The following is a 14630-nucleotide window of genomic DNA, read 5'->3' on the forward strand; positions in this document are numbered from 1 at the left end:
TGGCCGCATCGGCGGCTGATCAGGCCTTCAGCGGTCCGACAGCGGCCAGGTCACCCACCAACGACCGCTCCGCGGCTCGCGCAGCGGAGACGCGATCGGCATCACTGTCGAGTTTCGCCTCTCCGAGCGGGGCGACGAGCGCTTGCGCGAGCAGGCCCGCGACGTAGGGTGCGGCGAACGATGTACCGCTCCAGAGGGCGAACCCTCCGCTGAAGTCGTCGGGATCGATGGTCTCCCGGCGTATCCCATCGACGTCGCTGCGCGTCCCGGGCTGGACTCCGCCGTTGAACGGCGGCGTCGTGCTGAGCACGGCCGCGCCGGGAGCATACGTCCGTACCCACGGTCCCAGATTGCTGAACAGGGCCATCGTGCGGTTCGGGTTCAGCGCACCGACCGACACGTGCGGCGCTGCATCGTCCGGATCAGCGACGGTGAACTCGGCGTGCGGCCAGGCCCACAGCGCCGCGGGGAACGAGGGGCGATCGGTCGCGTCGTTGCCGGCGGAGCACACGATCGTGCAGCCCCGGCGCCGTGCCGCCAGGAGCAGGTCGCTGAGCGTGCGATCGAACAGCTCGTCCTCGGGAGTCTCGTGGTAGTAGCCCAGCGAGATGTTCAGCACATCGATCCTGCGACCGCCTTGGTCGAGCGGGGCGGACATCCACTTGACGAGTGAACGGACGGCCAGCATGAACTCGCCTTCTGCGACCGTGCCCTGACTGTCGGCGACGCGGACCGACACGATGTCGGCGTCGGGACAGACCTGTCGCACGATCCCGGCGATGAAGGTCCCGTGGCCGGCCGCATCGTCGATCATCCCGTCGTGCGGCCCGGAGACGTCACCATGCAGCTCCGGGTCCGTCGCGTCGTCGTGGACTCCGATCACCCGGTTCTCAAGCTGGGGTTTGCGGGTGACGATGTCATCGGGCAGCCAGGCGTGCGTGCCGCACCCGGTGTCGAGGATCGCGATGACGGGCCGCCGACCGCCCTTGCCCACCACGGCCGAGCGCTGCGGCTGGGCACCGACGTAGTCGACCACCTGCCTGCCGCCGCTGCCCGGGTCGGCGTAGCTCTCGGTGCCGGGGGCGTTGGTCTTTCCGAACGGGTTCGTCTTGCCGAACGGGTTCGTCTTGCCGAACGGGTTCGTCTTGCCGAACGGGTCGACCGTCAGCACGTGGTCGAGGCCGACCCCGCCGATGTCCCGCCCGTTGCGCGCACGCGCGCGCTGCAGCAGCCGCCACGCGTCGATCGGCGGAACGGGCTGATCGTCCTTGTCGTCGCTGGGAGACGGGAAGATCTGCACCCGATAGATCGTGGGCAGGTCCAGCTCCTCGCGCCCGCGTCGGGACCGTTCCCGGGCAGTGTCGAGGTCCACGGACGTGCGATCCAGGTTCTGCAACTCGATACCCCACCCGAAGTCGGCGGCCGCCGGGCGCAGCAGCTCCAGCACGCGGGACAGTTCGTCAGCGCCGACCGTCACCAGCAGGTGGTCGGGGTCATACGAGGTCGGGTAGGCGCGCACACCTTCGACCGGCTCGCTCTTGGGGTCCAGCGACACGCCGCGGGCGCGGGCCGCGTCGTAGCGGGCCCGCCAATTCGAGCCACCGGCAGGTCGGACGGAATCATCAGGGGGCAGGGTCGTCATCGATCACTCCTCATTCAGCGGGGTTTGCGTTCTCGCCGCGGGGCCGGGTGGCCGCGGCATCCGTTCTCAGACCTCGAACTGCGGTGTCTGGAAGTCGTTCAGCTCGCCGTCGGCGTCGCGCACGACGATGCGCAGGCGGGTGATCCCCGCCTTCACGCCCTCGAACGCGAAACGGCCGTGCTCGGCCGGCTCGGCAGACCACTCCCGGTCACCCTGTGCCAGCCGGATCGCGAGGGCCGGAGCATCCACCCATCCGTCCACGCGGCGAGAGCCGTCCTCGGCCAGGGTCACGTGGACGAGCACGTTGGTCGTGCCGTCGCTGAACTGGAGGGTCGCGGTATCGGCCTCGCCGCGCACGGCCGACAGGTGGGAGCCCTCCACCAGCGTGAGCAGCGCGTACTCGCGGGAGAGGTCCTCCACGGCCACAGCCGCCACCATCCGGTCGACCAGATCGACGGGGACCGGATCGACGTCCTCCCACACCGCGCGCAATCGTGCGAACAGAGCCGCATCCGCGGCGAAATCTTCAGTCTCCATGAGAATCTCCTCCCCATCCGTCACCTTCGAGGAGGGTGCGGAGTTTGCCGAGACACCGTTGACGGGTCGGGCCGATGGACCCGACCGGCATCGCCAGGTCCTTCGCGATGCGCGCGTAGTCCGGACGCTCCTCGAACGCGACGATGCGCAGCAGCCGCTGGCAGCGCTCGTCCAGCCGGCGCACCGAGATCCAGAGCCGACGCGACTCGTCGTCTGTCGCCGCCGTCTGCTCGGCCGACTCCTGCGTCGGCAGGTGCGGCTCGAGGTCCTCCGCTTCGACCGCATCGGCTCTGCGGTGCAGCTTGCCCACCCGCCAGGCTTCTCGGCGCGCGCACATCGTCAGCCATCCCGAGACCGCTTGCGGCTCCGCGATGGTCTCGTGCCGGCGCACCAGGGTGAGCCACGTCGTCTGCACGACGTCCTCCGCGAGCGCCGAATCCAGCCCGTACGCGCGCACGACGTGCCACAGCAGCGGAGTCATCAGCCGGACGAGCTCGTCCATTGCGCGCGGATCACCGCCCCGCCATCGCAGGAACAGCTCGGCCGCACGCTCCCACCGGGTGGGTTCGGCGGCGTCGACGGGCGAATCAGCGCCGGCATGCGTCATGACGCCCATTGTGTCCACACCAAGAGGGAGAGCGAAAGGATCTCGGTGATACATCGGTGCACGCACGGATCCACCGTAGAATTCGAGCCATGGGGACCGCGCCGCTGCTGTACGTCTGTGTGCGCCCGCAGCAGGGCGCGGCGGCAGCCGAATACGAGTCCTTCCGTGCCGCCACCCGACTCGATCGGGCCCAGCTCGCCCAGCACGATCTGGTCCGCGACGCGCTCCCTGCGGACGCCTTCGAGCGTTACAGCGGGTTCCTCGTCGGCGGCAGCCCGTTCAACGTCACAGACCCGGAATCCAGCAAGACACCGGTGCAGCGCCGGCTCGAAGCCGACCTCGAGCGGATCGCCGGCGCGGTCCTGGAAGCGGATCGGACGGATGCCGCGGGCGACCCGGTCGCCGCCCTGTTCACGTGCTACGGGATCGGCGTCGTTTCACGGATGCTGGGCGGCGAGGTCAGCCGCGCCTACCCCGAAGACACCGGTCCGGTCGCGATCGATCTCACCGCCGACGGTGAGGCCGACCCGCTCTTCGGGCCGCTGGCGCGCCGGTTCACGGCCGTCACGGCGCACAAAGAGGGTTCCGGCGTCGTCCCGCCGACCGCCACCCTCCTGGCCGAGAACGACGCGTGTCCCGTCCAGGCGTACCGGGTGGGCACGCGGCTGTACGCGACGCAGTTCCACCCGGAACCGACTCCCCGCGCCTTCACCGAGCGGATGGCCGTGTACCGCGACGACGGGTACTTCGCCGCCGAGGACTACGACGTGCTGGCGGGGCGGGTGCTCGCAGCATCCGTCACCGAACCCGTGCGACTGCTGCGCGGCTTCGCGCGCGCCTTCGGACCCGCCTGAGTCACGTCGCGCCGCCGGGCGGATGCAGCAGCAGGTCGACGCGGTCGGCCAGGTACGACTCGAGCGGCACCAAACCGCCGGTGGAGCTCCAGCGCACCGATGGCACGCCGTCGCGCAGTGCGAGGGGTCCGGATGCCGCGCCGCGGTCCACCGCGTCGACATCCAGCACCTCCCAGCCGATGTGGACGGTCTCGCCTTCGGCGAAGCCGCCGCGGCGCGCGGCCCCGGCCAGTTCTGCGCGACGGCGCTGCGATTCCGCGGTGAACCCGCGAGGTGCCGCCTCACGTGCGCGGAGGATCTCACCGGTGCCCAGCACGGCATCGTCGGTGAGCAGCAGGACACCGAGATGCCAGGCGCGACCGTGCCGCACGATCCGCGGCGCTCGCGCCATGCCGAGGATCCGCCGGGGTGCCAGCAGCTCGCCGATCGCCTCCTGCGGCGCGCCCACGAGGCGACCACGCGCTGCATCCAGGACGGCGGCGGTGCTCACGCCCGGTCGTCCTCGAATTCGCGGACGCCGGCGGTGCGTTCTCCTCGAAGGCTCATCGCGACGAGCGGGAAGACCAGCACTGAGAGCATGCCTGCCCCCACGAAGACGGCGGCATCGGCGGTCGTGAGGATCCCCTCGTCGACCCCGATCCCGGTGACGGCGACGATGATCGGCAACCCGGTCGCCCCGAGCAGCGCAACCGACAGCCGCTGCTTCCGGGTCGATCCGCGCGGGGCGGCGAGCGTGGACGGCAGGCCACGGATCACGAGCAGCGCCACCACCACCAGCGGCACGAGAGCCAGCAGCAGCGGGTTGTCCAGGAGCGCCTCGAGGTCGAAGGTGATGCCGGTGTAGATGAAGAAGATCGGGATGAGGAACCCGAAGGCGACCGCTTCCACCTTGCTCTCGACGGCATGGCGGTCGGCTTCGGCCGCATCGCGCATGATGAGCCGCCAGACGATTCCGGCCGCGAAGGCGCCCAGCAGCATGTCCAGGTCCAGGACGATGCTCAGGGCGACCAGCGCCGACAGGATCAGCAGCACCACCCGGATCGCGAACTGACCCGAGGTGTGCAGCGATGCGTTGACGGTCCGGTGCATCGCGCCGCGCGGCAGCTTGATGGCCAGCCAGATCGCGAGGCCCGCGACCAGGGCGAAGATCGCCAGGATGATCGTCTCGACCCCGGGGTCCTTGCTGCCCAGGAACAGCGAGATGGCGATCAGCGGACCGAACTCGCCGACTGCGCCGATCGCTCCGATCGCACGGCCGAAGGGCGTCTGCAGCTCACCGGCATCCCGCAGGATCGGCAGGATCGTGCCCAGCGCGGTCGAGCACAGCGCGATGCCGATGAGGATCGCGATCTCGCCGGGCGCGAAGGCCCAGACGATGCCGATGCCGGCCGCGATGCTGATCAGCCAGCCGACGATCGCCAGGCGCCCGGAGCGCTCGCGCAGCTCGGTGAACTCGATCTCGGAGCCGGCGACGAAGAACAGCATCGCGAGGCCGAACTGCGAGAGGGTGGCGACGAAATCCGACGGCTGCGCCCAGCCGAGCAGCGACGGTCCCACGAGGATGCCGAGCACGAGCTCGAAGACGACGATCGGCACTCGCACCCACCGGCCGAGGCCTCTGGCGAGGATCGGGGCCAGCACCGCGAGCACGGGGATGACCAGCAGCGTCGGTTCGAGGTCGTCCACGCGTTCACCATAGCGATCGGAGCGAGGTGCGCATCAGCGCGGCGCGACGCGATCCAGCCAGGCCAGCAGGCCGGGGATCGCCAGGTACGCGATCGAGCCATGGTCGGCGAACGAGATCGGGTGGAAGGTCACATCCATTCCGAGGGATGCCTCGTGCGCCGCGAACTTCTCGGTGTCATCGGGGATGACGAGTGTGTCATCCAGCCCCTGCGCGAGGAAGAGCGGCGCATCGAAGGTGGTCGAGCCCGCCGAGTTGTCGGTCAGCAGCTGCTGCCACGGCTCGGTCGTGGTCGGATCGCTCGTGGTGAAGTTCCCGACCAGCGGCTGGCCGATGCGATGCAGGTCGGCGATGTTGGGGAGCAGGCACAGCTCGTTCATCGTCGGCACGATCTCGAGGGCATCGGGGGTGAGGATGTCGTCGAGCTGCGCCTGCGGATACACCTCGGAGAACGCGGTGAAGGCGTAGGAGCCGATCGTCACTCCGGAGATGTCGTCGAGGTGGGCGCCCATCAGGTCGATGAGGTTCGCGGCCGGGGCTGCGGCGGCAACGGCCAGCAGGTCGAATTCGGGTGCGTACCGGCTCGCTCGCTCGGCGGCGAAGAGCACGGCCTGGCCGCCCTGCGAGTGGCCCCAGAGGATGAGACGATCGCTGGCCCGCGCCTCGGGGACCGCGCGGGCCGCCCTGGCCGCGTCGAGCACGGCGTTGCCGCCCGTGACGCCGACCAGATACGAGTCCGGTCCATCGGTGCCCATGCCGACGTAGTCGGTGGCCACGACCGCGTAGCCGCGGTCGAGCAGCGCGCGGAGCCCCTCGATCATCGTGAACGGATCGAAGCCGTACGACGGAGCGCAGTCCTTCGCCGCGCCCGTGGTCGGGTGACCCCACGAGACGATCGTGCGACCGCCGGGCGGCGGCGGCGCCAGCGGCACCACCAGGACTCCCGTGGAGACCACCGGGTCGCCCTGCACGGTCGTCGTCCGGTACATGATCCGCCAGGCGCGAGCCGCCAGCGGCGTCCCGAGCAGCGGGTCCAGCTTGACGATCGTGCCGGGGTCGCCGTCGGCGGCTCCGGCCGGCTGCTCGTAGAAGGCGTCGACGGTGGGGCGCTCGAGCGCGTCGCCTGCGATGCGCACGGCTTCGACCGCGACGATCGCGCCGATGAGCGCGAGCGTCAGCGCGAGGAAGCCGGCGACGAAGCGATGTCCGTGGCGGCGCAGCATCCTCATCCCTGCATCATTCCACCAAGCGACGCGCCTTCTCGGCCGCTGCGGTGGCGGATCGGGAGCGGGATGCCGCGCCTGCGCGCTCCTGGTCGAGCCGATCGGTCTCCCGGTCGGCCTTCTCCGCGTCCGCCTGCAGACGCGCCAGATCCCGCTGCAGGTCGTCGATGCGCTCCCGCAGCTGGTCGCCGCGTTCGCGCGACTTCGTCAGGCGGGCCTCGAGCTTGTCCAACTCGCGGTCGGCCTCGCCTGCCGCGCGCTCCGCGTCGCGCAGGGCGCGCTCCGCCTCCTTGCGCGCGCGTCGCTCAGCGAGGTCGTCGCGGCTCGGCGGCGGCGAGTCGGGCACGCCGGGCAGGCTTCCGCCGACCGCGTCGGTCAGATCGACGGGGTCGAAGCCCGACGCCTCGAGCGGGCGGACCAGGCGCGCGGTCATCACGGCGACGGCGGCCGCGGCATCCATCACCGCGGCGTTGATCGTCTTCTCCACATCGGTGCGGGCGGCGCCGCTGATGGTCACGCCGCGCTGTGCGGCCAGGTCGACGGCCTGACCGGCCAGCGCCGTGACGAGCTGCCGGCGCTGCCGGCTGAGGCGGCCGAGTTCCGCGGCGTCCAGGTCGTCCTGCGCTTCGCGCAGCTGCGCCGACAGTTCCAGCGCGTCCGCCAGCTGCCCCTCGCGGGCGAGGAGATCGACCGCCCACGCGGCGGCCGTGGGCTTGCGGAGCGCCTTGATCCGCGCGGCGAGTGAGCGCGGAGCGCCGGCGGCATGCGTGTTGCGGGCGGCCGTGAACTCGTCGGGCGGCAGCGCGTACAGTTCGGCCGCGACGGCGTCGAGCGCCGCGATCTCGTCTTCGCCGTCGTCCCCGCGTGAAGCCACAGACCCATTGTGTCGCGCCGGCGCGCGAAAGACAGGTCAGACCGCGATCATCCGTTCAGGGCCGTGCGGCGCGGCGCCCGGACCGTGCAGCTCCCGGTGCAGGCGCTGCATCCGCTCGTCGAGTTCGGCGGCGGTGTCGGCGGCGTCCTTGAGGCTCGCCAGCAGTCCGTCCGGGACCTGACGATCGTACTTGTAGTAGATCTTGTGCTCGAGGCTCGCCCAGAAGTCCATCGCGATGGTGCGGAACTGGACCTCGACCGGCACGTCGACCCGGCCGGTGGACAGGAACACCGGCACCTCGAGGATCGCGTGCAGGCTCTTGTACCCGTTGCCCTTGGGCTCGGCGATGTAGTCCTTGACCGCGACGAGCGTGATGTCGTCCTGCGCGGTGAGCAGATCGAAGAGCCGGTAGGCGTCGGTGGTGAAGCTGCAGGTGATGCGAACCCCGGCGATGTCGGTGATGTGCTCGCGGATGGAGGCGAAGTCCGAGTCGATGCCCTTGCGGACCACCTTCTCGACGAGGCTGTCGGGCGATTTCACCCGGCTCGAGACGTGCTCGATCGGGTTGTAGTCGTGCATGTGCTGGAACTCCTCCCGCAGGATCGCGACCTTGGTCTCGATCTCCTGCATGCCGAAGCGGTACTCCAGCAGGAAGCGCTGCATCTCGTCGCGCATCGTGCGCAGCTGCGAGGTGGAGAAGGTCACCCGGTCATCGAGCGGATCGTCGTCGGGCGAATCGTCTCGGAGCGGCTGGTCGAGGGGCCCGGCGAGGTTCTGCGACATGGCTCCGACCCTACGAGGCCGGACTACGAGGTCCCTGTGAGATCCGTCGATGTCAGACGGCGAGGACGGAAGCCGCCTGGCGCGCGGCGCCGAGGGCGACGTACTCCCCGGGTTCGGGGACGACGACCGGGACGCCGAGGACGAGCGGGGCGACCTCGCGGACGGCGGCCGACTGCGCGCCGCCGCCCACCAGCAGCGCGCGCTCCAGCGGCACCCCGAGACCCCGCAGTGCCGCGAGCCCTGCCGCAAGGCCCGACAGCATCCCCTCGACCGCCGCCCGGGCGAGGTTCTCGCGGGTGGTCGATGCGAGCGTCATCCCGGAGAGCGACGCGGTCGCATCGGGCAGGTTCGGCGTGCGCTCGCCCTCGAAGTACGGCACGAGCTGGAGCCCGCCGGCGCCGGCCTGGGCCGCCAGCGCGAGTCGGCTCAGCTCGTCGTGGTCCACGCCGAGGATCCGGCCGACGGCATCGAGCACGCGCGCGGCGTTCAGCGTCGCGACCAGCGGCAGGAACCGGCCCGTGCAGTCGGCGAAGCCGGCGACCGTCCCCGTGGGGTCGATCGTGCGCACCTCGCTGACGGCGAAGACGGTGCCGCTCGTGCCGATCGACACGATGACGTCGCCGGGACCGGCGCCCAGGCCCAGCGCGGCTCCTGCGTTGTCACCGGCTCCGCCGCCCACGCGGCGTCCGGCCTCGTCGGTCACCCATTCGGTCGGGCCGAGCACCCGCGGCAGGACCGCGTCGTGTCCGAGCGCGGCGCGCAGCAGATCGCGGTCGTAGCCGTCGTCCGCGGGATTCCAGTAGCCGGTGCCCGAGGCATCCGATCGATCCGTCACGAGTTCTTCGAGGACGGGACCACGCGTCGACTCATCGGCGGGTCCGAACCCGCGCAGACGCCAGGTGAGCCAGTCGTGGGGCAGCGCGACGGCGGCCACCTGAGCAGCGTGCTCGGGTTCGACGTCGCGCAGCCAGCGCAGCTTGGTGATCGTGAAGGATGCCACCGGCACCAGACCGGTGCGCTGCGCGAGCGCCTCGGCGCCGAACTCGGCGATCAGCTCCGCCGCCGCCCCGGCCGAGCGGGTGTCGTTCCACAGCAGCGCCGGGCGCAGCACGCGCCCGTCGGCATCGAGGACGACCATGCCGTGCTGCTGCCCGCCGATGGCCCAGGCCGCGACGTCGTCGAGGCCGCCCGCCTCGGCGATCGCAGTCTGGAGCGCCTCGAACCACGCTGCGGGGTCGACCTCGGTGCCCTCCGGGTGCACCGCTCGCCCCTCGCGCACGAGGGCTCCGGTCACGGCATCGGTCACGACGACCTTGCACGACTGCGTCGACGAGTCGACCCCTGCCACCAGCGTCATCGCTGCTCCTTCACCTCAGGTCCGTTCGCGGATGAAACACGCCGTCATCGCTCTCGGCGATGCGGCGTGTTCCGACCGCGAACGGGGTTCGATCGGTTGTCAGCGAGCGCCGAGCAGGTGCTCGGTCGCCAGCTGCTGCAGTCGCACGAAGCCGAAGCCCTTGCCTCCGAGGTACGCATCGGCGTCGAAGTCCTCGTACGCCGAGCGATCGGCGAGGAAGTCGTCATACGACTCGCCCTCGTTCAGCGTCGGCACCGAGAGCTCGGCGACCTTCGCGGCCTCGAGCGCCTCCTGCACCTCCGGGTCCGCGCGGAAGGCCGCGGCGCGCTCCTTGAGGAGGAGGTACGTGCGCATGTTGGCGGATGCCGAATCCCAGACACCCGTCTCGTCCTCGGTGCGCGACGGCTTGTAGTCGAAGTGTCGCGGTCCGTCATAGGCGGGGACTCCGCCGGGGCCGCCGTTCTCGAGCAGGTCCACCAGCGCGAAGGCGTTGTGCAGGTCGCCGTGACCGAACACGAGGTCCTGGTCGTACTTGATGCCGCGCTGACCGTTGAGGTCGATGTGGAAGAGCTTGCCGTGGTACAGCGCCTGGGCGATGCCGGCGCTGAAGTTCAGTCCCGCCATCTGCTCGTGGCCGACCTCGGGGTTGACGCCGACCAGTTCGGGGCGCTCGAGCGAGTCGATGAACGCGATCGCGTGACCGAGCGTCGGCAGCAGGATGTCGCCGCGCGGCTCATTGGGCTTGGGCTCGATCGCGAACCGGATGTCGTAGCCCTTGTCGGTGACGTAGTCGCCGAGGAGGTTGACCGCCTCGCGGTAGCGCTCCAGCGCCTGGCGGATGTCCTTGGCGGAGTCGTATTCGGCGCCCTCGCGGCCGCCCCACATGACGAACGTCTTCGCGCCCAGTTCGGCGCCCAGGTCGAGCTGGCGGAAGACCTTCCGCAGCGCGAAACGACGCACGTCGCGGTCGTTGGAGGTGAATCCGCCGTCCTTGAAGACCGGTGCCGAGAAGAGGTTCGTGGTGACCATCGGGATGATGAGGCCGGTGTCGGCGAGCGCGCCCTTGAGCCGGTCGATCTGGTTCTGGCGCTCTGCGTCCGTGGAGCCGAAGGCGAACAGGTCGTCGTCGTGGAAGGTGAGGCCGTAGGCGCCGAGCTCTGCGAGCTTCTCGACGGCGTGGACGACATCCAGCGGGGGCCGGGTGGGGCCGCCGAACGGGTCGGTTCCGTTGTAGCCGACGGTCCAGAGGCCGAAGGAGAACTTGTCGTCGCGAGTGGGGGTGGGACCGGACTGGGTGGGCATGACGCTCCTTTGCGGGAAATTGTTGCGTTTGACAACCTATACCATTCCGGGGAGCGAGGCGAGCCCCTACAGTGAGGAGGATGAGCGATCCGACGACGGCGGCGCGCGGCATCCGCCAGCGCAATCTCAGCCGTCTGCTGCGGATGCTGCATCTGGACGGACCCCAGTCGCGGGCGCGCCTGACCGAGCTCACGGGACTGAACCGATCGACGATCGCCGATCTCGTCGGCGAGCTCACCCGAGCCGGACTGGCACTGGAGAAGGCACCGGACCCCTCACGTCGGGTCGGACGACCCTCCCCGGTGGTGACCGTGGACCCGCGCGTCCTCGCGATCGCCGTGAACCCCGAGGTCGACGCGCTGACGATCGCGGCGATCGGACTCGATCGCGGGATCCCGGTACGCGAACGCCTCGAGCTCGACCACCTGCTCACGCCCGAGGAGACCGCAGACCTCGTCGCCGAGCGACTGGCCGACTGGCGGTCGGGCGCGCTCGCCGAGGCCCGTCTCGTCGGCATCGGGGTGGCCGTTCCGGGACTCGTGCGCACCGCCGACGGCATCGTCCGCGACGCTCCGCACCTCCATTGGACCGATGCGCCGCTGCGCGATCTGCTCACGACGGCGACGGGGCTGCCCGTGTCGGTCGGAAACGACGCCAGCCTCGGCGTCATGGCCGAGCACCTGTTCGGCGCGGGGCGCGGCATCGACGACATCGTCTACCTCAACGGCGGAGCCAGCGGCATCGGCGGCGGACTCGTCGTCGGAGGGATGCCGGTGGCCGGCGCCGGCGGCTATGCCGGCGAATTCGGTCAGAACCGTCCGGGCATCGCCGCCGACTCGGACCGCCGGGCCTCCGGCGGGGTGCTGGAGGACGAGGTCAGCAGATCGCGCCTGCTGAGGGTGGCAGGGCTGGACTCCGCCGACGAGCCGACGCTCGCCGCCGCGCTTGCCGGCTCCGATGACGCCGCCGTCACCGAGGAGCTCGCGCGGCAGCGCGGCATCCTCTCCACTGCGCTGGCCAATGCGGTCAATGTGCTGAACCCGACGCTCGTGGTGCTCGGCGGGTTCTTGGCGACCATCGCCGACTCCGATGCGGCCGGGCTCCTGGACGCGGTCGGAGCGCAGGCGATGTCGGCGAACATGGAGGGACTCCACATCCGGGTAGCCTCGCTTGCTGAGGACCGGCTGCTGATCGGCGCGGCGGAGGCGGCGTTCGCTGAGCTGCTGAACGATCCGACCGGCCCCGACCGCTGACCCGGCGCGCCGACGTCGAACGCGGGGGAGCGCAGCGCAGGTCGGCGGATCAGCGCGGCGGCGCGGTGGTGCCGCGGGGCACGAGCCGGGTCGGGAGGATCAGGTGCGTGGACTCGGGGGTCCGCCCGCTCATCAGGGCGACGAGCATCTCGGCGGCCGTCGCTCCGATGCGCTGCATGGGCTGGCGGACGGTCGTCAGGCCCGGAGTCGCCCTCGAGGCCTCTGGCACATCGTCGAACCCGATCACGGACAGATCCCCCGGCACGTCGAGGCCGAACTCTCGCGCGGTCTCGATGATCGACAGGGCGGACAGATCGTTGGCCGCGAAGATCGCGGTCGGCCGGCGGTCCTGGGCGAGCATGGCCTCTGCAGCCTCGCGGGATGACCCAGTGTCGTAGCGGCCCGATCCGATCAGCGACGGATCGAACGCGATCCGCGCGTCGGCCAGCGCCTGCCGGTACCCGGCCTCGCGCAAGGTCGAGGACCGCAGGTCCGGGCGGCCGGCGATGAAGCCGATCCGTCGGTGCCCCAGTTCCACGAGATGGCGCACGGCCAGCTGGGCGCCGCCGAAGCTGTCCGCCTCGACGGACGGCAGGTCGGCACGACCCGTGTGCGGGTCGACGGCCACGACCGGGACATCGGCGACGACCCCGACCACCGTGGGCGTCACCATGATCACCCCGTCCATCAGCGTCCCGCTGAGCCTGCTCAGGGAGCGTCGTTCCCAGCCCTCCTGATTGCCGTTGTGCGCGCCGCTGTAGGCCATCAGGTCGAACGAGGTGTCGCGCAGACCCGCGCCCACGCCCTTGAGGATCTCGGCGCTGAACGGCTCGAACCCCGCGACCAGCACGCCGATCACCCCGGTGCGGCGGGAGCGCATGCTGCTCGCGCCCAGGCTGGACTGATAGCCCAGCCGCTCGACGACGTCGAGGACGTGCTGCACCGTCTCCGGCGCCACTCCGTAGCGCCCGTTCACCGCCTTGGACACGGTCGCGACGGAGACGCCGGCCTCGACGGCGACATCGGTGATCGTCGCTCTGCGTCCCATGGCGACAGACACTAGCACCGTTGAAAAAGGTTTTCGAAAACGTTTGACACCGATGAGGACGACGGGCGACACTTCTGGCACTTCCGCTCACGCAGGGGCGGCGTGGCCCGACGGCGGGCCGACTTGCATCCGACACCCCGGTTCGACGGGGTGGACTCGAAGAGGAGAACGGAATCACATGAACGCCAAGAAGATCATGGCCGCATCGGCGGCACTGCTCGCGGGTGCGCTCGCACTGAGCGGGTGCAGCGGCGGCTCGGGCGACTCAGGGGACGGCTCGGTCACCCTGACGTTCTGGCACAACTCGACGACCGGCGACGGCAAGGCCTACTGGGAGGACACGGCGGCCGCGTTCGAGAAGGCCAACCCAGGCGTGACCGTGGAGATCCAGTCCATCCAGAACGAGGAGATGGACGGCAAGCTGCAGACCGCCCTGAACTCCGGTGACGCGCCGGACATCTTCATGGCCCGTGGCGGCGGCAAGCTCGCCGACATCGTGAAGGCCGGCCAGGTGATGGACATCACCGATGCGATCTCGTCCGAGTCGCAGGCCGCCGTCGGCAATTCGCTGTCGGCCTTCGAGATCGATGGCAAGAGCTACGGCATGCCGGTCTCGGTGCTGCCCTCGGGCATCTACTACTCGTCGGACCTGTTCACGGATGCCGGTGTCTCGGGCACACCCGCCAGCATCAGCGACCTCGAAGCGGCCGACACGCAGCTTCGGGCCGCCGGGGTCGACCCGATCGCCGTCGGGGCCAAGGACGCGTGGCCCGCCGCGCACTGGTACTACAACTTCGCGCTGCGCGCCTGCTCGAAGGACGTGCTCGACGAAGCCGCAAGCTCGCGCACGTTCGACGACCCGTGCTGGCTCGCCGCGGGTGAGAACCTCCAGAAGTTCATCGACACCGACCCGTTCAACGAAGGATTCCTCACCACCGCCGCGCAGCAGGGCGCCGGTTCCTCGGCCGGCCTGCTGGCCAACCACCAGGCCGCCATGGAGCTCATGGGCGCCTGGGACCCGGGCGTGATCGCCTCGCTGACCCCCGACGAGCAGCCGCTGGCAGACCTGCAGTGGTTCCCGTTCCCCGAGGTCGCCGGTGGCGACGGGGAGCCGGGCGCGATGATGGGCGGCGTCGACGGATTCTCGTGCTGGGTCAACGCGCCGAAGGAGTGCACGGACTTCCTGAACTTCATCGTCGAGAAGACGAATCAGGAGGGCTACGCCGAGGCGTTCCAGACGCTCCCGGCCTCGACCGAAGCCCAGAGCGTCGTCACGACGCCGGCGCTGCAGGATGTGCTGGCCGCCTACAACGACGCACCGTACGTCGTGCTGTGGCTGGACACGCTCTACGGACAGAACGTCGGCAACGCCCTGAACGTCGCCGTGGTGGACATGTTCGCCGGACAGGGAACCGCGCAGGACATCGTCGACGCCGTCAACGACGCCGCCGCGAAGTCCTGAGGCA

The 14630-nt window shown here is 70.3% G+C and carries 14 protein-coding genes; 3 read left to right on the plus strand and 11 right to left on the minus strand.

What is annotated here, in order from left to right; genetic code table 11:
• Positions 1-19: 19 nt before the first annotated feature.
• The 3 genes from BLT19_RS00595 to BLT19_RS00605 all read right to left on the minus strand — a co-directional run bounded on the left by BLT19_RS00595 (position 20) and on the right by BLT19_RS00605 (position 2786).
• Positions 20-1642 carry a S8 family peptidase gene (locus BLT19_RS00595; protein ID WP_091484969.1) on the minus strand — a complete coding sequence of 541 codons (1623 nt, stop codon included), beginning with the start codon at positions 1640-1642 and terminating at the stop codon, positions 20-22.
• Between the two features lie 66 nt (positions 1643-1708).
• Complete coding sequence (locus tag BLT19_RS00600; RefSeq protein ID WP_091484971.1) at positions 1709-2179, minus strand: hypothetical protein; 471 nt, start codon at positions 2177-2179, stop codon at positions 1709-1711.
• Positions 2169-2786: an RNA polymerase sigma factor gene (locus tag BLT19_RS00605; RefSeq protein ID WP_172825567.1), complete on the minus strand. Its 618-nt coding sequence runs from the start codon at positions 2784-2786 to the stop codon at positions 2169-2171. The genes BLT19_RS00600 and BLT19_RS00605 overlap by 11 nt, the downstream gene beginning before the upstream one ends.
• An 89-nt stretch (positions 2787-2875) precedes the next feature.
• On the opposite strand from BLT19_RS00605, the gene BLT19_RS00610 reads away from it, so the two are divergent.
• Positions 2876-3640 (plus strand): glutamine amidotransferase-related protein, encoded by a 765-nt coding sequence (locus tag BLT19_RS00610; RefSeq protein WP_091484975.1) that lies wholly within the window; start codon positions 2876-2878, stop codon positions 3638-3640.
• 1 nt (position 3641) lies between these two features.
• Here BLT19_RS00610 and BLT19_RS00615 read toward each other — a convergent pair whose 3' ends face one another.
• The 7 genes from BLT19_RS00615 to xylA form a co-directional block, all read right to left on the minus strand.
• Entirely contained in the window at positions 3642-4130 is a 489-nt protein-coding gene (locus tag BLT19_RS00615) for a glutaminase (protein WP_091484977.1), read from the minus strand.
• The gene (locus BLT19_RS00620) at positions 4127-5326 is read right to left on the minus strand and encodes a cation:proton antiporter (RefSeq protein ID WP_091484979.1); all 1200 of its coding nucleotides are present in this window, start codon (positions 5324-5326) and stop codon (positions 4127-4129) included. Before BLT19_RS00620 ends, BLT19_RS00615 begins: the two co-directional genes overlap by 4 nt.
• Before the next feature lie 33 nt (positions 5327-5359).
• Positions 5360-6553 (minus strand): alpha/beta fold hydrolase, encoded by a 1194-nt coding sequence (locus tag BLT19_RS00625; RefSeq protein WP_231917721.1) that lies wholly within the window; start codon positions 6551-6553, stop codon positions 5360-5362.
• A 7-nt stretch (positions 6554-6560) separates the two neighbouring features.
• Positions 6561-7421, minus strand: coding sequence for a transposase (locus tag BLT19_RS00630; RefSeq protein ID WP_231917722.1), 861 nt, complete (start codon positions 7419-7421; stop codon positions 6561-6563).
• A 36-nt stretch (positions 7422-7457) separates the two neighbouring features.
• Positions 7458-8096: a GTP pyrophosphokinase gene (locus tag BLT19_RS00635; protein WP_231917909.1), complete on the minus strand. Its 639-nt coding sequence runs from the start codon at positions 8094-8096 to the stop codon at positions 7458-7460.
• Positions 8097-8256: 160 nt separating this feature from the next.
• A complete protein-coding gene (locus BLT19_RS00640) occupies positions 8257-9561 on the minus strand; it encodes an FGGY family carbohydrate kinase (protein ID WP_091484987.1) in 1305 nt (434 codons plus the stop codon).
• A gap of 99 nt (positions 9562-9660) precedes the next feature.
• On the minus strand, positions 9661-10863 hold the full coding sequence (gene xylA / locus BLT19_RS00645; protein ID WP_091484989.1) for a xylose isomerase: 1203 nt from the start codon (positions 10861-10863) through the stop codon (positions 9661-9663).
• Positions 10864-10943: 80 nt separating this feature from the next.
• Between xylA and BLT19_RS00650 the strand changes: the two genes are divergently transcribed.
• Positions 10944-12116, plus strand: a complete 1173-nt coding sequence (locus BLT19_RS00650) for an ROK family protein (RefSeq protein ID WP_091484991.1) — start codon at positions 10944-10946, stop codon at positions 12114-12116.
• Between the two features lie 49 nt (positions 12117-12165).
• Here the strand turns inward: BLT19_RS00650 and BLT19_RS00655 are convergent, their stop codons facing one another.
• Entirely contained in the window at positions 12166-13164 is a 999-nt protein-coding gene (locus BLT19_RS00655) for a LacI family DNA-binding transcriptional regulator (protein ID WP_091484993.1), read from the minus strand.
• A gap of 178 nt (positions 13165-13342) precedes the next feature.
• Here BLT19_RS00655 and BLT19_RS00660 point away from each other — a divergent pair, with 178 nt between their 5' ends.
• A complete protein-coding gene (locus BLT19_RS00660) occupies positions 13343-14626 on the plus strand; it encodes an extracellular solute-binding protein (protein WP_091484996.1) in 1284 nt (427 codons plus the stop codon).
• The last annotated feature ends 4 nt before the right edge of the window (positions 14627-14630 follow it).

Origin of the sequence: Microbacterium pygmaeum, assembly GCF_900100885.1 — a bacterium.
Taxonomy (GTDB): Bacteria; Actinomycetota; Actinomycetes; order Actinomycetales; family Microbacteriaceae; genus Microbacterium; species Microbacterium pygmaeum.